Source organism: Nonomuraea sp. WAC 01424, assembly GCF_003947315.1.
Taxonomy (GTDB): domain Bacteria; phylum Actinomycetota; class Actinomycetes; order Streptosporangiales; family Streptosporangiaceae; genus Nonomuraea; species Nonomuraea spiralis.
Map to the genome: position 1 here is coordinate 100,323 of NZ_QHHZ01000018.1, position 19,348 is coordinate 119,670.

19 protein-coding genes are annotated in these 19,348 nt (G+C 72.0%); 10 read left to right on the top strand and 9 right to left on the bottom strand.

Annotated elements, in window-relative coordinates:
* Positions 1-77: 77 nt before the first annotated feature.
* Together DMB42_RS40790 and DMB42_RS40795 are read left to right on the top strand one after the other, a co-directional pair.
* The gene (locus DMB42_RS40790) at positions 78-1,508 is read left to right on the top strand and encodes a glycoside hydrolase family 3 protein (protein WP_125644446.1); all 1,431 of its coding nucleotides are present in this window, start codon (positions 78-80) and stop codon (positions 1,506-1,508) included.
* A complete protein-coding gene (locus DMB42_RS40795) occupies positions 1,493-2,365 on the top strand; it encodes a MurR/RpiR family transcriptional regulator (RefSeq protein ID WP_125644448.1) in 873 nt (290 codons plus the stop codon). The genes DMB42_RS40790 and DMB42_RS40795 overlap by 16 nt, the downstream gene beginning before the upstream one ends.
* 5 nt (positions 2,366-2,370) lie before the next feature.
* On the opposite strand, the gene DMB42_RS40800 is transcribed toward DMB42_RS40795, so the two are convergent.
* On the bottom strand, positions 2,371-3,135 hold the full coding sequence (locus DMB42_RS40800; protein ID WP_125644450.1) for an IclR family transcriptional regulator C-terminal domain-containing protein: 765 nt from the start codon (positions 3,133-3,135) through the stop codon (positions 2,371-2,373).
* Positions 3,136-3,235: 100 nt separating this feature from the next.
* Between DMB42_RS40800 and DMB42_RS40805 the strand changes: the two genes are divergently transcribed.
* Genes DMB42_RS40805 through DMB42_RS40825 form a run of 5 tightly spaced genes read left to right on the top strand, consistent with a single transcriptional unit; the run spans position 3,236 to position 8,033 of the window.
* Positions 3,236-4,174, top strand: a complete 939-nt coding sequence (locus tag DMB42_RS40805; protein ID WP_125644451.1) for an ABC transporter substrate-binding protein — start codon at positions 3,236-3,238, stop codon at positions 4,172-4,174.
* On the top strand, positions 4,171-4,941 hold the full coding sequence (locus tag DMB42_RS40810) for an ABC transporter permease (RefSeq protein ID WP_125644453.1): 771 nt from the start codon (positions 4,171-4,173) through the stop codon (positions 4,939-4,941). The genes DMB42_RS40805 and DMB42_RS40810 overlap by 4 nt, the downstream gene beginning before the upstream one ends.
* Positions 4,938-5,687, top strand: coding sequence for an ABC transporter permease (locus DMB42_RS40815; RefSeq protein WP_312024794.1), 750 nt, complete (start codon positions 4,938-4,940; stop codon positions 5,685-5,687). The genes DMB42_RS40810 and DMB42_RS40815 overlap by 4 nt, the downstream gene beginning before the upstream one ends.
* The gene (locus tag DMB42_RS40820; protein WP_125644455.1) at positions 5,680-6,450 is read left to right on the top strand and encodes an ABC transporter ATP-binding protein; all 771 of its coding nucleotides are present in this window, start codon (positions 5,680-5,682) and stop codon (positions 6,448-6,450) included. Before DMB42_RS40815 ends, DMB42_RS40820 begins: the two co-directional genes overlap by 8 nt.
* Positions 6,447-8,033, top strand: a complete 1,587-nt coding sequence (locus tag DMB42_RS40825; RefSeq protein ID WP_125644457.1) for a thiamine pyrophosphate-dependent enzyme — start codon at positions 6,447-6,449, stop codon at positions 8,031-8,033. Before DMB42_RS40820 ends, DMB42_RS40825 begins: the two co-directional genes overlap by 4 nt.
* Positions 8,034-8,048: 15 nt before the next feature.
* Here DMB42_RS40825 and DMB42_RS40830 read toward each other — a convergent pair whose 3' ends face one another.
* Positions 8,049-9,197: a C45 family peptidase gene (locus tag DMB42_RS40830; RefSeq protein ID WP_125644459.1), complete on the bottom strand. Its 1,149-nt coding sequence runs from the start codon at positions 9,195-9,197 to the stop codon at positions 8,049-8,051.
* A 74-nt stretch (positions 9,198-9,271) separates the two neighbouring features.
* On the bottom strand, positions 9,272-10,117 hold the full coding sequence (locus DMB42_RS40835; protein WP_125644461.1) for a bifunctional methylenetetrahydrofolate dehydrogenase/methenyltetrahydrofolate cyclohydrolase: 846 nt from the start codon (positions 10,115-10,117) through the stop codon (positions 9,272-9,274).
* Between the two features lie 167 nt (positions 10,118-10,284).
* Here DMB42_RS40835 and DMB42_RS40840 point away from each other — a divergent pair, with 167 nt between their 5' ends.
* On the top strand, positions 10,285-11,361 hold the full coding sequence (locus tag DMB42_RS40840; protein WP_312024795.1) for an ROK family protein: 1,077 nt from the start codon (positions 10,285-10,287) through the stop codon (positions 11,359-11,361).
* Here the strand turns inward: DMB42_RS40840 and DMB42_RS53735 are convergent.
* The 3 genes from DMB42_RS53735 to purN all read right to left on the bottom strand — a co-directional run bounded on the left by DMB42_RS53735 (position 11,358) and on the right by purN (position 13,831).
* Positions 11,358-11,534: a hypothetical protein gene (locus DMB42_RS53735; protein ID WP_185845127.1), complete on the bottom strand. Its 177-nt coding sequence runs from the start codon at positions 11,532-11,534 to the stop codon at positions 11,358-11,360. The two genes, DMB42_RS40840 and DMB42_RS53735, sit on opposite strands and share 4 nt — an antisense overlap.
* A 129-nt stretch (positions 11,535-11,663) precedes the next feature.
* The gene (gene purH, locus DMB42_RS40845; RefSeq protein WP_125644463.1) at positions 11,664-13,205 is read right to left on the bottom strand and encodes a bifunctional phosphoribosylaminoimidazolecarboxamide formyltransferase/IMP cyclohydrolase; all 1,542 of its coding nucleotides are present in this window, start codon (positions 13,203-13,205) and stop codon (positions 11,664-11,666) included.
* The gene (purN, locus tag DMB42_RS40850) at positions 13,202-13,831 is read right to left on the bottom strand and encodes a phosphoribosylglycinamide formyltransferase (RefSeq protein ID WP_221762574.1); all 630 of its coding nucleotides are present in this window, start codon (positions 13,829-13,831) and stop codon (positions 13,202-13,204) included. Before purN ends, purH begins: the two co-directional genes overlap by 4 nt.
* Positions 13,832-13,907: 76 nt before the next feature.
* Between purN and DMB42_RS40855 the strand changes: the two genes are divergently transcribed.
* Positions 13,908-14,327, top strand: coding sequence for a hypothetical protein (locus DMB42_RS40855; RefSeq protein ID WP_260478236.1), 420 nt, complete (start codon positions 13,908-13,910; stop codon positions 14,325-14,327).
* On the opposite strand, the gene DMB42_RS40860 is transcribed toward DMB42_RS40855, so the two are convergent.
* The 3 genes from DMB42_RS40860 to sucC form a co-directional block, all read right to left on the bottom strand.
* Entirely contained in the window at positions 14,324-15,958 is a 1,635-nt protein-coding gene (locus DMB42_RS40860; protein ID WP_125644467.1) for a DUF6350 family protein, read from the bottom strand. The genes DMB42_RS40855 and DMB42_RS40860 overlap by 4 nt on opposite strands.
* A 190-nt stretch (positions 15,959-16,148) precedes the next feature.
* Complete coding sequence (gene sucD / locus DMB42_RS40865) at positions 16,149-17,024, bottom strand: succinate--CoA ligase subunit alpha (RefSeq protein ID WP_125644468.1); 876 nt, start codon at positions 17,022-17,024, stop codon at positions 16,149-16,151.
* A gap of 3 nt (positions 17,025-17,027) precedes the next feature.
* Entirely contained in the window at positions 17,028-18,209 is a 1,182-nt protein-coding gene (gene sucC / locus DMB42_RS40870; RefSeq protein WP_125644470.1) for an ADP-forming succinate--CoA ligase subunit beta, read from the bottom strand.
* Positions 18,210-18,485: 276 nt separating this feature from the next.
* Between sucC and DMB42_RS40875 the strand changes: the two genes are divergently transcribed.
* Complete coding sequence (locus DMB42_RS40875; RefSeq protein WP_125644472.1) at positions 18,486-19,301, top strand: hypothetical protein; 816 nt, start codon at positions 18,486-18,488, stop codon at positions 19,299-19,301.
* Positions 19,302-19,348 lie beyond the last annotated feature (47 nt).

Genomic DNA, 19,348 nt, shown 5'->3' on the forward strand with positions numbered 1-19,348 from the left:
TCTCGACAATGGTTGTGTCGAGGGCGACGATGACAGAAAATTACCTTCAGATCAACAACCGTGAAGGAAAATGCCGCATGAGCGCAGAGCTGGTCCGACTTGCGATGACGGTGCTCCAGCCGGGGTTCGAGGGGACGTCGCCCCCCGACTGGCTGCGCCGCGCGCTGGGTGAGGGCCTCGGCGGGGTCATCCTGTTCGCCCGCAACTCCATCGACGAGCAGGTCGTCCGTTCGGTGCGCGCCGAGAATCCCGGCGCGATCCTCGCGATCGTCGAGGAGGGCGGCGCGGTCACCCGGCTCGAAGTGCTCGCCGGCAGCTCCTTCCCCGGCAACCGGGCACTGGGCGTGGCCGACGACGTCGATCTCACCGAGCGGGTGGGTCGTCAGATCGGCAGGATGCTCGCCGAGCTGGACATCTCACTCAACTACGCCCCCTCCGCCGACGTGAACGCCAACCCGGAGAACCCGGTGATCGGCGTACGTTCGTTCGGGCCCGATCCGGATCTCGTCGCCCGCCACACCGTCGCGTACGTGGCCGGGGTGCAGGGAGCGGGCGTGGCCGCCTGCGCCAAGCATTTCCCCGGGCACGGCGACACGATCACCGACTCCCACCTGGCGCTGCCCACCGTGCACGCCTCGCGGGCGGTGCTCGACGAGCGCGACCTGCCGCCGTTCCGGGCCGCGATCGCGTACGGGGTGCGTTCGATCATGTCCGGTCACCTGCTGGTGCCCGCGCTGGACCCGTCGATGCCGGCGACGCTCAGCCACAGTGCCCTGACCGACCTGCTCAGGGGCGAGCTCGGCTTCGACGGCGTGGTCGTCACCGACGCGATCGAGATGCAGGCGGTGGCCGACATGTTCGGCCCCGGGGAGATCGCGGTGCGCGCGCTGGCCGCCGGCGCCGACACGATCTGCGCGGGCCGGGCCGACGAGCACAGCCTGCGCGAGATGCGCGACGCGATCGTCGCCGCCGTACGCTCGGGCACGCTGAAGGAGGAACGGCTGGCCGAGGCGGCCGAACGGGTGCTGGCGCTGTCCGCCTGGTACGCCGACCGGTCCGCGCTGCGCGAGAAGGCCGTCGCCGACGTGGACGAGAGCGTCGGCCTGGAGGTCGCCAGGGCCGCGCTGACCACGACCGGCGCCGCCGTGCTCGACCGCGGCCCGCTGGTCGTGGAGGTCAACACCCGGCTCAACCAGGCCGTCGATCCCGCCACGCCGACCGGCATCGCGGCGGCCCTCACCGCGCGGCTGCCGACCACGGCCAGGGTGCGCCTGGACCGCGACGGCGAGCGGCCCGCCTTCGACGACCGGCCCGTGGTGCTCGTCGTGCACGACGCGGCGCGGCACCCGTGGGTGCGCGAGGCGGTGGCCCGGGTGCTCGCCACCCGGCCGGACGCGATCGTGGTGGACACCGGCATCAGCGACGCCCCCGTCGGCGCCGCGCACCTCGCCACGCACGGCATCTCCCGCGTCTCCGCGCAGGCGGCGGCCGAATGGCTGACACGTTGAGCACCGAACCCGCGAACCCGGTCGCCACCGTACGCGCGGTGTTGCCGTCGCTGACCCCGGCGGCGCAGGCCATCGGCCGCATCATCCTGGACGACCCCGGCCTGGTCGTACGGAGCACGATCACCGAGTTCAGCGTGGTGTCGGGCACGAGCGAGGCCACGATCGTACGGACCGCGCGGGCACTCGGCTTCGCCGGGTACTCGCAGATGCGCTTCGCGCTGGCCGCCGCCGTGGCCAAGGAGCCGGAACGCCTGGTGCCCGGCGACCTGGCCCCCGACGACCCGCTGACGGACGTGATCGCCAAGGTGGCGCGGGCGGAGTCGGACGCGCTGGCGGACACGGCCGCGCAGCTCGACCCCGACCAGCTCGGCGAGGTCGTCCAGGCCATCGCGGTGGCGCGGCGGGTGGACGTCTACGGCGTCGCGGCCTCCGGCCTGGTGGCCGCCGACATGTCGCAGAAGTTGTTGCGCATCGGCCTGTCCAGCCATCCCTTCAGCGACGCGCACCTGGCCCTGACCAGCGCCGCGCTGCTGCGAGAGGGCGACGTCGCGGTGGCGATCAGCTGCAGCGGCGAGACACCGGACGTGCTGGTCCCGGCCCGTACGGCGGCCGAGGCGGGGGCGCTGATCGTGGCGATCACCAACAACCCGCGCTCGTCGCTGGCCGACCTGGCCCGGCACACGCTGGTGTCGGCCGGCCGGGAGACGGCCTTCCGGCCCGGGGCGCTGGCCAGCCGGATCAGCCAGCTCCTCATCGTGGACTGCATCTTCGTCGGCCTGGCCCAGCGCACCTACGACCGGGCCGACGCGGCGATCCGCGCCACCCGCGACGCGACCGACCGCTACCGCAACCGGTGACGGCGTCAGGCGCGGGTCACCTTCGCCAGGTCGGCCTCGATGCGCGCCGCCGTGGCCAGGAGCTGCGGCAGCAGCTCCCGCCTGACCTGGTGGAGGCTGGTACGGCTGGCGTGCGTGGAGACGTTCACGGCGGCGACCGTACGGCCGGCGTGGTCGCGTACGGGCACGGCGACGGACCGCAGGCCCTCCTCCAGCTCCTGGTCCACCATCGCCCAGCCGCGCAGGCGCACCTGCTCCAGCTCGGCCAGCAGCGCGGCGGGCAGCACGACGGTCCTGGAGGTCAGCCTGCGTAACGCGGCCCGTCCCAGGTAGTCCTCCAGCCGGCCGGGCGGCAGCGCGGACAGCAGCACCCGGCCCATCGACGTGCAGTAGGCCGGGAAGCGGGTGCCGATGCTGATCGACACACTCATGATCCGGGCGGTGGCGACGCGGGCGACGTAGACGACGTCCTCGCCGTCGAGGACCGCGACCGAGGCGGACTCGCGTACCTCGGCGGCCAGGCGTTCCAGGTGGGGGCCGGCCACCTCGGGCAGCGAGAGGCCGGACAGATAGGCATACCCCAGCTCCAGGACACGCGGGGTCAGCGCGAACAGCCGGCCGTCGCTGCGCACGTAGCCGAGGTCGGCGAGCGTGATCAGGAACCGCCTGGCCGCGGCGCGGCTGAGGCCGGTCGCCCGCGCGACCTGACTGAGTGTCAACTCGGGCGCCGCGGCGCTGAACGCGCGGATCACCGCGAGCCCTCTGGCCAGCGACTGCACATGATCGACCATGGTGATCCCTTGACAAGAGCCGACAAGGGCGTAGTTTCCGCCATACGGGGCTGTTCGGACAGAGAATACCTGTGCGCATAGCGAACACCTAGGAGCAGACGTGCGTCGCGCTCTCATCATCCTCGCCGCCCTGCTCGTGACCGCCTGCGGCGGCACGGAACCCGGTACGCGGGCGGCGGGCAAGGACAAGGACAAGGTCAACGCCGGGGTGATCGCGATCGTCGACACCGCGCCCATCCACCTCGGCAAGGCCAAGGGCTTCTTCGCCGAGCAGGGCATCGACCTCACGATCACGCCGGTGCAGGGCGGCGCGGCCAGCATCTCCGGGGCGGTCGGCGGGCAGTTCCAGTTCGCCTTCGCCAACACCACCTCGCTGCTGACTGCCAGACAACAGGGCCTGGACGTGAAGGTGGTCGCCAACGGCGTCTCCTCGACCGGGCAGCAGGGCAAGGACTTCAGCGCGGTGCTGGTCGAACCGGACAGCCCGATCAGGTCGCCCAAGGACCTGGCCGGCCGGAAGATCTCGGTGAACCAGCTCAAGAACATCGGCGACACGACCGTACGGGCCTCGGTGCGCAAGGCGGGCGGCGATCCCGGCGGCATCGAGTTCGTCGAGCTGCCCTTCCCCGACGCGCCCGCGGCCCTGAAGAGCGGCCAGGTGGATGCCATCTGGGTGGTCGAGCCGTTCGTCAGCCAGGCGATCAGCCAGGGGGCGCGGCCGGTGGCCTGGAACTTCGCCGACGCCGCCCCCGACCTCACCGTCGCCATGTACTTCACCACCAGCCGGACGGACCCCGACCTGACCAGGCGGTTCACCGCGGCGATGCGCAGGTCGCTGGAGTACGCCGACAGCCATCCCGACGAAGTGCGGGAGATCCTCAAGACGTACACGAAGATCTCGCCCGAGGTGATCGCGAAGATCTACCTGCCGAAGTGGCCGGTCGAGGTCAACAAGGCGTCGGTGCAGACCATCGCCGACCTGGCGCGGGCCGACGGCGTGCTAAAGGACAGGATCGACGTCTCCACGCTGGTCCCGTGAGGCGCGACCCGCTCTACGGGCTCGCCGGGCTGGCCGGCCTGCTCGCGCTGGTCGAGGCCGTGCCCCGGCTCGGCCTGGTGGACGAACGTTTCCTGCCGCCCGCCACGCGCATAGTCGGCACGCTCGCCGCCGAGCTCGGCACCGCCCGGTTGTGGATCGCGCTCGCCGAGACCCTGCGCGGCTGGGCGCTGGGGCTGGCGCTGGCGTTCTGCGCGGCGGTCGTGGCGGGCGTGGTGATCGGGACCGTGCCGGGGCTGCGGGCGCTGACCGGTTCGACGGTCGAGTTCCTGCGGCCGATCCCGTCGGTCGCGCTGGTGCCGCTGGCCACGCTGCTGTTCGGCGCCTCGCTGGGCTCGACGCTGCTGCTCGTGGTGTACGCCTCCTTCTGGCAGGTGCTCATCCAGGTCCTGTACGGCGTCGCCGCCGTCGATCCCGTCGCCCACGACACCGCCCGCGCGTACGGGTTGTCGGCCTGGTCGCGGATCAGGCACCTGGTGTGGCCGACGGCGTTGCCGTACGTGATGACCGGGCTCAGGCTGGCGGCGGCGGTGGCGTTCATCCTGGCGGTGACGGCCGAGCTGGTGATCGGCAGCCCGGGGCTCGGCGCGGAGATCCAGGTGGCGCAGAGCAGCGGGGCCGTACCCACCGTGTACGCGCTGATCGTGGTCGCCGGGGCCGTCGGCATCGCGGTCAACGCGGCCGTACGGCTGCTCGAACGCCGGGTGCTGGCCTGGCATCCGGCCGTGCGCTCGGAGGTCGGGGCGTGAGGGCGCTCCGGCTGGTCGCGCTGCCCGCGGCGCTCGTACTGGTGTGGTGGGCGGTCGGCGGGAGCACGTTCTACCTGCCGGGCCCGGTCGAGGTGGGCCGGGCCTTCGCCGCGACGTGGTTCTCCGAACGGCTGCTCGACGACGTGCTGCCGAGCCTTGCGCGGCTGCTCGCGGGCTACGCGGTGGCCGGGCTGCTCGGGGTCGGGCTCGGCGTGCCGATCGGCCTGTCGCGGCGGCTGCGGGCCACACTCGAACCGGTGCTGGAGTTCTTCAGGGCCGTCCCGCCGCCGGTGCTGGTGCCGCTGATCATGTTGCTGGCCGGGATCGACACACTCATGAAGGTGCTGGTCATCGTGTCGGGCTGCGTGTGGCCCGTCCTGCTGAACACCGTGGAGGGCGTACGGGCGCTGGACGAGGTGCTGTCCGACACCTGCCGCATGTACGGCGTGCGCGGCGTCTCCAGGTTGCGCCGGTTCGTCCTGCGCGGCGCCAGCCCGCAGATCATGACCGGCCTGCGGCAGGCGTTGTCCATCGGGATCATCCTCATGGTCATCAGCGAGATGTTCGCCAGTTCCAGCGGGCTCGGGTTCACGATCCTGCTGTTCCAGCGGCAGTTCCAGATCGCCGAGATGTGGAGCGGGATCCTGCTGCTCGGGCTGCTCGGCCTCGGGTTGTCGCTGCTCTTCCGCCGCCTTGAGCGGTGGGTCCTGGCCTGGTACCACGGCAGCGGAGCCGCCCGTGCTTGAGATCCGCGAGCTGAACAAGGTCTACCGGGGCTCCGGCCGCCGGGTCGAGGCCATCGGCTCGGTCACGTTCGACGTCGCGGCCGGCGAGCTGGTGTGCGTCGTGGGGCCGTCCGGCTGCGGCAAGACCACGCTGCTGCGCTGCGTGGCCGGGCTGCTGCCGGCCGGCGGGGGCGAGGTGCGGGTGGCCGGCGAGCCGGTGACCGGGCCGCCGCCGCGCATGGCCGTGGTCTTCCAGGAGTACGGCCGCAGCCTGTTCCCGTGGATGACCGTGCGGCAGAACGTCGAGCTGCCGCTGAAGGAGAAACGGCTGCCACGGGCGCGGCGGGCGGAGCTGGTGGCCGGGTCGCTGGCCGCGGTCGGGCTGTCCGACACGGCCGACGCCCATCCCTGGCAGCTCTCCGGCGGCATGCAGCAGCGCGTCGCCATCGCGCGGGCCGTGGCGTACGAACCGGAGGTCCTGCTCATGGACGAGCCGTTCGCCGCCGTGGACGCGCAGACCAGGGCCGACCTCGAAGACCTGATCCTGCGGCTCTGGCGGGACCTGGAGGTGACCGCGCTGTTCGTCACCCACGACATCGACGAGGCCGTCTACCTCGGACAACGGGTGATCGTCCTGTCGTCGTCGCCGACCGGCGTGATGGCGGACATCAAGATCGACCTGCCGCGCGACCGCGACCAGCTCGCCACCCGGTCGCTGCCGCTCTTCGGCGAGCTGCGCGGGCAGGTCTACCGGTGGATCCAGCAGGCGAGAGGGGCGCGATGAGCACGGTCAGGGACGCGGCGTTCGCGGTGCTGCGGCGGCACGGGCTGACGACGATCTTCTGCAATCCCGGCTCGACCGAGGTGTCGCTGCTCACCGACCTGCCGGACGACCTGCGGTTCGTGCTCGCGCTGCACGAGGGGTCGGTCGTCGGCATGGCCACCGGCTGGGCGATCGGGCACGCGGCGCCCGCGCTGGCCGTGCTGCACACCACGGCCGGGCTGGGCAACGCGGTGGGCGCGATCGCCACGGCCCGGGTGAACCGGGTGCCCCTGGTCGTCCTGGTGGGGCAGCAGGACCGGCGGCACCTGGCTCTGGAGCCGTTCCTCGCCCGGCGGCTGGACGGGCTGGCCGGCGAATACCCGGTGTGGACGCACCAGCCGGTGCGGGCGCAGGACGTGCCGGGCGCGCTGGCCCGCGCCTGCCACGAAGCCGTCACGCGCCGCGGCCCGGCGCTGGTCGTGGTGCCGATGGACGACTGGGCCGCGCCCTACGAGGACGAGACCCCGGCCGCGCCCGCGCGGGTGCTGCGGCCCGCCGCCGTGCCCGACGACAGCCTCGCGCCGCTGGTCGAACTGCTGGCCGGGGCGCGCTCGCCGGCGATCGTGGCGGGGGCCGGTGCGTCGTGGGGGCCGCTGACCGCGCTGGCCGAACGGCTGGCGTGCCCGGTGTTCCAGGAGTCGTTCGGGGCTCTGGCGGGGTTCCCGCAGGACCATCCGCAGTACGCGGGGGTGTTGCCGGCCGATCGCGGGCGGTTGCGGGCGACGCTGGCGCCCTACGACGTCGTGCTGACCGTGGGGGCGCCGGTGTTCCGGCAGTCCCCGTACGCGCCGGGGCCGCTCGTCGAGCCGGGGACGACGGTCGCCGTGGTCACCGACGACCCGGCCGAGGCACACCGGAGCCCGGCGGCCCTGGCCGTCCTGGCGCCGCCCGGGGCCGTCTGCGAGCGCCTGGCCGCCCTGGTGCCCGCCCGTCCCCCGGGTCCCGTCCCGGGGCCGCCGGGGCTCCTGGACGCCGACGTGTCCGCGGGTGGGCCGTTGCGGGCCGCGTACGCGCTGGGCGAGCTGGCCCGGCGGCTTCCCCGCGACGTCGTGCTGCTGGAGGAGACGCCGTCGTCCCGTCCCGATCTGCACCGGCTCGTCCCGGCCAGGAACCCGCTGGGCTTCGTCTCGGCGGCCATGGGCGGGCTCGGGTTCGCCGTGCCCGCCGCCGTCGGCGTACGCATGGCGCTGCCCACCCGTCCGGTGGTCGCGGTCGTGGGCGACGGCTCGGCGCTCTACGGCTTGCACGCCCTGTGGAGCGCCGCCCACTACCGGGTGGGCGCGCTGTTCGTCGTGCTCGCCAACGGCCGGTACGCGGTCATGGACCGGCTCGCCGACCGGCAGGGCGGCAAGGCGCCGTGGCCGCCGTTCACCGAGGTGGACATGACCGCGCTGGCCAGGTCGCTCGGCTGCCCCGCCCGGCGGGTGGACGGCCCCGCCGAGCTGGCCGCCGCGTTCGACGAGGTGATCCCGTCGCTGGCCGCCCGGGAGGAGCCCCTGCTGCTCGACGTCGCCGTGACCGTGGACCCCGACTTCCAGCCCTGAGACCGGGGACCCGGCTCACCAGGCCGGGCTGCGGCGCCCCCCGTCGGTGTCGGGGTCGAAGCACAACTCGGGGGCGGCGTCCGGCTTGAACACCTCGTCCAGGGCCCACCGCTCGAACGGGCGGGCGCACGGCGGCGCCCCGGCGATGGCCAGCTCGCGGGCGTCGAGGTCCATCACCACGGAGTAGACCGTGTGGCACTCCTCGGCCGGCGTGGCGTCGGGGTCGAGGTGGCGGCAGACGCCGTCGGGGAAGGAGTAGTGGTCGCGCAGGGCGGCGACGACGTGTTCCAGCCCGATGGCACGGTCGGCGGCGGTGTCCTCCAGCAGGTGGCGCACCCGTTCATGGCGCAGCAGGGTCAGGCCGGAACTGGCCGCCTTCCGGTCCTCCAGCGGCAGCTCGGCCTGGAAGTGGTTGGAGTGGGTGAGCAGGCCGTCGCGCGGCAGCAGCGCGCCGAACACGTCGGGAGCCACCTCCAGGTCGATCGCCTCGCCTCCGGCGTCGGCGATGAGCAGGTTGCCCGAGGAGACGCGCGGCACGTCGAGCACCTTGCGGTGGGCGCGGCTCATCCGTTCGGACTGAAGCACCCCGCGCAGCAGGAAGTGGTACGGCACCCCCGCCCCGGCCCGGTCGCGGTCGGACTGGAGGCGGTTGGCGCACACGCCGAGCCCCGCCGAGTTGAGCCCCGACTTCGCCAGCATGCCCGCCTCGGCCAGCGTGAGCACCGCGAACCCCTCGGTGTCGCGGGTGGCCAGCAGGAACGTGACCGCGCCCTGCTCGGGATGCCAGTCCCAGTTCTGGGCGAGCAGGGTGTGGCCGTCACGGGTGTACTTCGGCAGCACGGCGACCGAGGTGCAGCCCTCGTCGTAGCCGGTGCCGTCGAGCAGCGCGGTACGGGCGTTGAGCGCGGCGATGTGCTCGACCGGCTGGCCCGCGCCCGCCGCGAGCCCCTCCAGCATGGCGGCGATGCCGGAGTCGTAGGACCTGGCCACGTCGAGGAAGGTCAGGCCCCAGCGCCGCACGTCCGCAGGGGAGAGGCCGGACTTGTCGCGGAAGCGCCGCAGGTAGGTCTCGACGCTGCGCGCGACCAGGTCGGCGGTACGGTGGCCGACCTCGGCCCCCATCTCCTCGTAGGTGCCCTCGACAGCGATGAGCGGGGTGTCCATGAATCGGCCTTCCGTGAGGGGGGTTGGGCTCGGTCTTCTTCCCATTCCCCCCATCAGGGGTTCATCCCCACCCCTCAGGCACGCTCGGCGGCCTCCACCACGTTGGACAGCAGCAGCGCGCGGGTCATCGGGCCCACCCCGCCCGGGTTGGGGGTGAGGAAGCCGGCGACCTCCTCCACGTCGGGCGCCACGTCACCGGCGATCTTGCCGTTGATCCTGGAGACGCCCACGTCGAGGACGGCCGCGCCAGGCTTGACCATGTCGCGCGTGATCAGCTCGGGCACGCCCGCCGCGGCCACGACGATGTCGGCACGGCGTACGTGGGCGGCCAGGTCTTGGGTGCCGGTGTGGCAGAGGGTCACCGTGGCGTTCTCGCTGCGGCGGGTCAGCAGGAGGCCGAGCGAGCGGCCGACGGTGATGCCGCGGCCGACCACGACCACGTCGGCGCCCTTGATCGGCACGTCGTACTCCTGGAGCAGCAGCACGATGCCGTGGGGCGTGCACGGGAGGGGGGCGTCGACCATGTGGACGAGGCGGCCGAGGTTGACCGGGTGGAGGCCGTCGGCGTCCTTGGCCGGGTCCATCCGCTCCAGCAGCGCCATCGTGTCGAGGTGCTTGGGCAGCGGGAGCTGGACGATGTAGCCGGTGCAGGCCGGGGAGGAGTTGAGCTCGTCGATGGCCGCCTCGACGTCCTTCTGGGTGGCGGTGGCCGGGAGGTCGACGCGGATGGAGGCGATGCCGACCTCGGCGCAGTCGCGGTGTTTGCCCGCGACGTAGATCTGGCTGCCGGGGTCGTCGCCGACCAGGACGGTGCCCAGGCCGGGCGTGATGCCGCGGTCCTTGAGCGCGGCCACCCGGGTCGCGAGGTCTGCCTTGATCCTGGCGGCGGTCGCCTTGCCGTCGAGTTTCACTGCGCTCATGCCGCCAATCCTTCCACGACTCCCCCGCTCCCGGTCACCGGCCACCCGTCGACCGCGGTCTCGGGTGCGAAGTCGTCCACAGTTTTTCCACAGATGGGAGGCAGGCGGCTCCGGTTGTCCACAGGAGATCGATGACATCGTTGTCATCGATCCCGGAAAGGCATATCGTGACCGTCGCCGACACCATGCCGACGGAGGTTCCCCTTGCCCGCCCGTTCCCCCGCGACGTCCCCGTCCCGCGTCACGTCCTGCCGGCCCGCACTCGGATGACCTGCGTACTCGCCGTCGACATCGGGGGCACCAAGGTCGCCGCCGCCCTGGTCGACGAGGGCGGCGCCCTCCTGCGTTCCGCCACCCGGCCCACGCCGCGCGCCGACGTGATGTCCGCCCTGGCGGCCCTCGTCGCCGAGGTGATCGCCGACGGCCCGCCTCCGCACGCCGTCGGCGTGGGCTGCGCGGGCCCCCTCGACCTCACCACCGGCGCCGTGAGCCCGGTCAACATGCCGAGCTGGCGCGGTTTCCCCCTGCGCGAGGAGCTGCGGCGGCTGACCGGCCTGCCCGTGGTGCTGGCCGGCGACGCCCAGTGCATGGCACTCGGCGAACACTGGCTGGGCGCCGGCCAGGGCAGCACCTCGCTGCTCGGCGTCGTCGTGTCCACGGGCATCGGCGGCGGCCTGGTGATCGGCGGCGCGCCGCTCCTGGGCCCGGCGGGCAACGCCGGGCACGTCGGCCACATGAGCGTCGATCCCGATGGCGAGCGCTGCGAGTGCGGCGGCCGGGGCTGCGTCGAGCGCTACTCCAGCGGCCCCAACCTGGCCCGCTGGGCGCTGGAGAACGGCTGGGCCCCCGACGGCGAGCGCGACGCCAGGGCGCTGGCGGCCGACGCGGCGATCGGGCATCCGGTGGCGGTGGCGGCCTTCGAGCGGGGCGCGCGGGCGCTGGCCGGCATGATCGCCTCCACGGCGGCCGCGGTCGAGCTCGACACCGTGGTCATCGGCGGCGGTGTGTCGGCGGCCGGCGAGGTGCTGTTCGGCCCTCTGGAGCGCGCGCTCGACGACGTGGCGGGGCTGGCGTTCGTCAGGGCGGTCCGGGTGCGGCCGACCACGCTGGGCGTACGCGCCGGGCTGGCCGGGGCCGCCCGGCTCGCCTGGCGCCTGTCCGGTCCGGGAGCGCCGCCGCCGCCCGATCCGGCCATGGCGGGCGAAGGCCCGCCTCCCGTCGTGGGGGCGGGCCCGATCGGCTAGTCGCGCTCGGCGAAGCGGGCCTCGCGGCGCTCGATGATCCTGCGCGTGAACGGGATGACCTCCACGACGCGGCCGCCCAGGTACGCACCGATGAAGGCGAGGACCAGGAGGACGAAGGGGCTGGTCGCGAGGCCGTTCATGGTCACGAAGGCGTGCAGGGTCGTGTCGAGCATGGGGACTCCGGGGGTATGAGCACAGCAGGGCGGCAATCAGGGTAACCGGACCCGGCCACTGCTCGCCGCCAAAACGGATAAAGGGCGACAAGTGATCTCTTGTCGCCCTTTATGGTGATCAACCGTTGATCAGTGGAAGAAGTGACGGGTGCCGGTGAAGTAGAGGGTGACACCGGCCTTCTCGCAGGCGTCGATCACTTCCTGGTCCCTGATCGAGCCGCCCGGCTCGACGATCGCCCTGACCCCGGCCTCGATCAGCACCTGCGGCCCGTCGGGGAACGGGAAGAACGCGTCGGAGGCGGCGACCGAGCCGGCGGCCCGCTCCCCCGCCCTGCTGACCGCGAGACGGCAGGAGTCGACCCGGTTGACCTGGCCCATGCCCACGCCCACCGTGGCGCCGTCGGCGGCCAGCAGGATGGCGTTCGACTTCACCGAACGGGAGGCGCGCCAGGCGAAGGCCAGGTCGGCCAGCAGCTCGGGCGAGGCGGCCGGGCCGGTCTTGAGCTCCCACGTCGCCGGGTCGTCCCCGGCGGCGTCGATCCTGTCGACCGACTGCAGCAGCAGGCCGCCGTCGATCCTGCGGAACTCCAGCGGCTGGGACGGCCGCTCCGGGCAGCGCAGCAGGCGCAGGCTCTTCTTGGCCCGCAGCACCTCAAGCGCCTCGGCGCTGAAGTCGGGGGCGACGACGACCTCGGTGAACACCTCGGCGATCTGCCGGGCCAGCTCCACCGTGACCTCGCCGTTGACCGCGATCACGCCGCCGTACGCCGAGACGGGGTCGCAGGCGTGCGCCTTGCGGTGGGCCTCGGCCACGTCGGCGCCGACGGCGATGCCGCACGGGTTCTGGTGCTTGATGACGGCCACGCAGGGCTCGGCGAAGTCCCAGGCCGCCCGCCAGGCGGCGTCGGAGTCGAGGTAGTTGTTGTAGGACATCTCCTTGCCGTGGAGCTGCTCGGCGTTGGCCAGGCCGCCCGAGCCACCGGTGTAGAGGGCGGCGCGCTGGTGCGGGTTCTCGCCGTAGCGCAGGGTCGCCTTGCGCTCGTACGTGGCGCCGGTGAACTCGGGGAACTCCTCCCCGCCCGCGTACGGGCCGGCGAACCAGCTCGCCACGGCCACGTCGTACGCGGCGGTGTGCGCGTACGCGGTGCCGGCCAGGCGGCGGCGCTCGTGCAGCGTGAAACCGCCCTCGTCCAGCGCGGTGAGCACGTCGCCGTAGGCGGCGGGATCGACCACGACCGCGCAGGTGGCGTGGTTCTTGGCCGCGCCCCTGATCATCGCGGGCCCGCCGATGTCGATCTGCTCGACGCACTCCTCGTCGGAGGCCCCGGAGGCCACCGTCTGCTGGAACGGGTAGAGGTTGACCACCACGAGCTGGAACGGGTCGATCTCCAGCTCGTCGAGCTGCGCCACGTGGTGGGGCTTGGTGAGGTCGGCCAGCAGCCCGGCGTGCACGCGCGGGTGCAGCGTCTTGACCCGGCCGTCGAGGCACTCGGGGAACCCGGTGAGCTGCTCCACCTTGGTCACCGGGATCCCGTGGGACGCGATCGCGGCGGCCGTGCCGCCTGTCGACACGATCTCCACGCCGGCGCCGTCGAGAGCCCTCGCCAGCTCTTCGAGCCCGGACTTGTCGTAGACAGCGATCAGCGCGCGCCGGATGGCGATGCGAGTCACGTGCTTTCCCCTCCTGATTGGTTGCCGATGCGGACGGTACGTCCGCTGACCGTCCAGCCCTCGCGGGCCATCCGGCCGACGATGTCGACGAGCAGGCGGCGCTCGACGGTCTTGATGCGCTCGTGCAGGACCGCCTCGTCGTCCTCGGGCAGCACGGGCACCGCCTCCTGGGCGACGATCGGCCCCGTGTCGATCCCCGCGTCGGCCAGCATCACCGTGCAGCCGGTCACCTTCACCCCGTGCGCCAGCGCGTCGCGCACGCCGTGGGCGCCGGGGAAGGACGGCAGCAGCGCCGGATGGGTGTTGAGCACGGGGAACGCGTCGAGCGTGGGCGCACCCAAAATTTTCATGAAGCCCGCCGACACGACCAGGTCGGGCTCGTACGATGCGATCTTGGCGGCGAGGGCGGCATCCCAGTCCGCCCGAGTCGCGTGATCGCCCACTTTTTCGACAAATGTCGGGACATCTACCTTGGCGGCCCTGGCCAGACCTTCTATGCCGTCCCGGTCCGCGCCCACCGCCACCACGCGCGCACCGTACGACGGGTCGGCGGAAGCGTCCAGAAGGGCCTGTAGGTTGGTCCCAGAGCCGGAGACGAGGACGACGAGCCGCCCAGCCTTTGACACGCACACTCCAAAGAATGGAAACAGGGTGGGGCTGACAGGGTATCTGTTCCTCGCCCGGCGACGCAGAGGAGGTCAGGTGTCGACACCGGTGCAGGCACCGGCGGGCCAGCAGCCCGCCGATTCAGCGGGTCGCCGTGCGATCTGGTTGTCCATCGCCGCGCTGGCCATGACGTTCATGTTGCCGCTCGCCGGCCTGGTCATGGCCCTGTTCGCGCTCATGGCGGGCATCCGCGCGCTGCCGCGGCTCAAGAGCGCCCACCGGCCCACAGGCACTGCGATCGGCGGCATCACCATCTCCTCGATCGCGCTCGCCCTGTCGGCGATGGCCACGGGGATGCAGCTCTACCTCATGGACGAGTACTCCGCCTACCAGGAGTGCATGAAGGGCGCCGGCACGGTCTCGGCCCAGGGCGAGTGCTTCACCCAGTTCAGGGACTCCGCCCAGCGCAAGCTGCCGCCCGACGTGCTCCGGCTGCTCGGGACGATGCAGCCCTAGTCACGATCCCACGCGTACGGGTCGACGTAGATGACGTGACCGCCGCGGTCGTCGGACTCGTCCACGATGTCCTTGCGCGGCGGACGTACCGGGGCGGGGGGTTCGGCGCGGCGGTGGCGGCCCTGGGCCAGCGTCTCGGCCTCGGCCGACGCGTGCTCGTCCTGCCAGTCGTCCCTGATGACCGGGATCTCCTGGGTGTCGGCCTCGGTGGCGTCCATCCAGTGGCCGGGCAGCGGACGCGGGTCCGACTCCGCCAGGCCCACCTTGCTGGCCGCCTTGGCGATGGCCGCACCCGCCTTGCGCACCGGTACGGCAGCCTTGTCGAGCGGCGCGCGGGCCTTCTTGTTGAGCAGCAGCAGGTTGGCCACGCCCGCCGAGATGCCGGCGGCCACGCCCACCTCCAGGGCCACCGACAGGGCCACCTCCCACGGGGACGGGCCGATCGCCGACAGCCGGCCGCCGCCGATCGGGCCGCCGGACAGCGCGGCCAGCGCGGCGGCGACCAGGCCGGTGGAGACGCCGGTCAGGAAACCCCACAGGGGCGCCGCCTCGTACGACGGAGAGGGTGAGATCCGGGCCACGAAGACGCCCGCCACCGCGCCCGCCGCGAACGGCAACGCGATCACGGCCATCATCCACGCGGGCACGGGACCGCTGTCGGGCAGCGCGCCCAGCATCGGCAGGCTCGGCACCGTGCCGAGCTCGACGCCGGTCGGGGCGACCAGCGTGTCCGTGCCGATGGCGAAGCCGGGACCGGCGATGTAGGAGGAGGCCCAGATCACGGCGTTGAGCAGGTAGAGGAGCTGGAGCAGCAACAGCAGCACGCCGCCGACGAACCCCGGCGCGAGCACGTTCGACAGCTCCTTGACCTCCCCGAAGTTCAGCACGACCGCGACCAGCACCAGCACCAGCCCGGCCGCCAGCAGCCCCGTCGTGGCGACGGCCGTGCCGACCGTGACGGCCCGCAGGCGTTCGGGCAGCAGCTTGAGCATGATCCGCCACGGGCCGATCATGCGCGCGGTGGCCAGCGAGCCGGCCAGGAAGGCCAGCGTGAAGTGGCTGAGCAGCGCCTCGCCGATGAACGGCTGGGTGAGGTCGTTGCCGGCCACCAGCGCGATCAGCCCGGCCAGCAGCGCGTAGGGGGCCGCCAGCGACACGCCGGCCTGGCCGACCAGGACGAGCTGCGCGCGGCGGCGGGCGTTGGCCTGCTCGCGCGGGCTGTTCTTGGCCAGCCGGGCGGGCAGCCGCAGCCGCAGGTCGGCGTCGCGGGCCATCCACCGGCCGGCGCGGTAGAGCAGGAACGCGGGCAGGATCATCAGCCCGAGCGGCAGCAGCCCGACCCGGCCGCCGGGCATGGCGAACCCCGCGTGGTGCGCGGCCAGCCAGAGCTGCGCCGCCGCGCGGAACACCCCCGGCAGGCCCGCACCGAGCGTGCCGCGCGGCGCGGCGATCCAGCCCACGAGGGTGAGGGTGGTGAGCACGGCCAGACCGACGCCGAGCGTGCAGGCGGCGGCCAGCATGCCCGACACGGGTAGCGGCCGCCTCGTCTCGTCGTCGTCGGTCGAGACGCCGGGGAGCTTGCCGAGCACCGACTTGGGGGCGGTGCGCAACTGGTCGAGAATGGCCGTCACAGATGCGATTTTCTCAATCTTTCCCAACCATCGCTTGGTTGACGCGCCGCAGTGGGTCCACTTTGTCGCCGTGATGACCCTCGCGAACGTGCCTCGGCCGCTTTTCCCGCCCTTTACGCGCCGCCCGGCGGGGTCTGGGACATGGAAAAGCCCCGCATGGCGGCGGCCAGGCGGGGCTTTTCCGGCATGACTAGCGGGACTGCATGATCTCGCGCATCAGGCGGGCCGTCTCGGAGGGGGTCTTGCCGACGCGGACGCCGACCTTCTCCAGGGCCTCCTTCTTGGCCTGGGCGGTGCCGGCCGAGCCGGAGACGATGGCGCCGGCGTGGCCCATCGTCTTGCCCTCGGGGGCGGTGAAGCCTGCGACGTAGGCCACGACCGGCTTGGTGACGTGCTGCTCGATGTAGGCCGCGGCCCGCTCCTCGGCGTCGCCGCCGATCTCACCGATCATCACGATGGCGTCGGTGTCGGGGTCGTCCTGGAACGCCTGGAGCGCGTCGATGTGCGTGGTGCCGATGACCGGGTCGCCGCCGATGCCGACCGCGGTGGAGAAACCGAAGTCGCGCAGCTCGTACATGAGCTGGTAGGTCAGCGTGCCGGACTTCGAGACCAGGCCGATGCGACCGGCGGTGGTGATGTCGGCGGGGATGATGCCGGCGTTGGAGGCGCCGGGCGAGGCGATGCCGGGGCAGTTGGGGCCGATGATGCGGGTCTTGTTGCCCTTGGCCACCGCGTACGCCCAGAACTCGGTCGAGTCGTGGACCGGGATGCCCTCGGTGATCACGACGCAGAGCGGGATCTCGGCGTCGACGGCCTCCTTGACGGCGGCCTTGGTGTGGGCCGGCGGCACGAAGACGACCGACACGTCGGCGCCCGTCTGCTCCATGGCCTCCTTGACCGTGCCGAACACGGGCAGGCCCTCGTGCGTGATGCCCGCCTTGCGGGCGTTGACGCCGCCGACGACCTTCGCGCCGGAGGCGAGCATGCGGCGGGTGTGCTTGGTGCCCTCACCGCCGGTCATGCCCTGAACGATGATCTTGCTGTTCTCGGTCAGCCAGATAGCCATGACTCACGCACCTACCGCAGCGAGCTCGGCGGCCCGCTTGGCCGCGTCGTCCATCGTGTCAACCAGCTCGACCCGCGGGAGCGCGGCGTCGGCCAGGATCTGCCGCCCGAGCAGGGCGTTGTTTCCGTCGAGGCGGACCACCAGCGGGTGGGTCACGGCCTCGCCGCGGCTCTCCAGCAGCTTGAACGCCGAGACGATGCCGTTGGCGACGGCGTCGCAGGCGGTGATGCCGCCGAAGACGTTCACGAAGATCGACTTCACGCTGGGGTCGGAGAGGATGATCTCCAGGCCCGCGGCCATGACCTCGGCCGAGGCGCCGCCGCCGATGTCGAGGAAGTTCGCGGGGGACGGCTTGCCGGGGAACGCCTCGCCTGCGTAGGCCACCACGTCGAGGGTGGACATGACCAGGCCGGCGCCGTTGCCGATGATTCCGACGTTGCCGTCGAGCTTGACGTAGTTGAGGTCCTTCTCCTTGGCCTTGGCCTCGAGCGGGTCCTCGGCGGCCTTGTCGGCCAGCGCCTCGTGGTCGGCCTGGCGGAAGCCGGCGTTCTCGTCGAGGGTGACCTTGCCGTCGAGCGCCTTCACCTGGCCGTCGGCCGACAGGATCATCGGGTTGACCTCGACCAGCGTGGCGTCCTCGTCGACGAAGCAGCACCAGAGCTTCTCGATGAGCTCGGCGGCGCCGTCGAGGGCCTTCTCGGGCAGGCCGCCGGCGACCGCGATCTCGCGGGCCGTGGCGCGGTCGATGCCGTCGAGCGCCGAGACCGGCACCTTGGCGACCTTTTCGGGCGTGCTGTGGGCGACCTCTTCGATGTCCATGCCGCCGGCGGCGGAGCAGATCGCGAGGAAGGTGCGGTTGGCGCGGTCGAGCAGGAAGGAGAAGTAGTACTCCTCCGCGATCGCGCTGGCCTCCTCCACGAGCACCTTGTGGACCGTGTGGCCCTTGATGTCCATGCCGAGGATGGCGGTGGCCTTCTCGACGGCGTCGGCGGCGTCGTCTGCCACCTTCACGCCGCCGGCCTTGCCGCGGCCGCCGGTCTTGACCTGGGCCTTGACGACAACGCGGCCGGTCAGCTCCTCAGCCGCCGCCCGCACCTCCTCCACGGTGTTGGCGACGATGCCGCGTGGCACCGGGATGCCGTAGTCAGCGAAGAGCTCCTTCGCCTGATGTTCGAACAGGTCCACGAGGGTCCGTCCTTGCTTATCCGACTGATGTTCGACGGCCCGGGCAACCCCGTGCGTGCCGGGCGTTTCCGCCAGTGAAGCCTAGCCCCAAGCTTGACCTGCCCAGGTCATCGGGGCATGGTTCTTCCGCTATGTGACGGTGATCTCACTTCGCCATGTCCCGTTCTGCACCGAAATTGCACTGATTCGCAGCCTTAAGCGGTGTCGGTCGATATATGGTCGTGATCTTCAATTGGCAGGATTCCTGCTCCCCTCGATTTGATCTGAAGGAAACACATGAAGCGAATTATCGCGGGCCTGGCCCTGGCCTCCGCGGCGGCGCTCGTGACCGCCGCTCCCGCCCAGGCCGCGCCCGTGGACCCGGCGAAGGCGCTGAAGAAGCAGTACGTCGCCGGGCACGGCGTGCGGTTCGCCGAGACGTCCCGTACCTCGGTGGACGGCAAGAGCACCGGCACCGCGAAGTCGTCCGGCGTTCTTGAGTTCGGCAAGTCCGGAATCGTCGCCTCGGACGTGAGAAATCGCACCGCGGGCAAGAACGCCGACATGTTCGCGTCACTGATGCCGACCCGGATGATCACCGTGGGCAAGCACGTCTACGCGCAGGGCGGTATTTACAGCGACGGCCTGCCCGAGGGCAAGAAGTGGGTCCGCTACCCCGACACCGGCGTGCGGATGAGCAACTCCAGCCAGTTGCTCGACGTCTTCGAACCCAAGGTGCTGAAGATCCTCGTCTCCCACGCCAAGAGCACCAAGGGCGGCGTCTACCGCGGCTCGGTCACGGTCAAGGAGCTCGGCAAGATCTACGACCAGCCGGTCGACAAGAAGGTCGCCAAGATCAAGGTGTCGTACCTGCTCGCGCTGAACTCCGCGGGCCTGGTCACCAGGGTCGTCAGCGACTGGACGCTCGACTTCGGCGTCCTCGGCGAGAGCCGCAGCACCACCGAGACCCGCTTCACCGGCTGGGGCGCGAAGGTCAAGGTCAAGGCCCCGCCGGCCGACGACGTGATCGACGTCGCCGACCTCACCGACGGCAGCGCGATCCCGCAGGACATCCCGGACGGCTCGCTCAACTCCCTGGGCGGCGTCAAGTAGCCCCGCCTTCTCCTCTTCTCAGCATTCTCAGCCTTCTCAACCGAGGA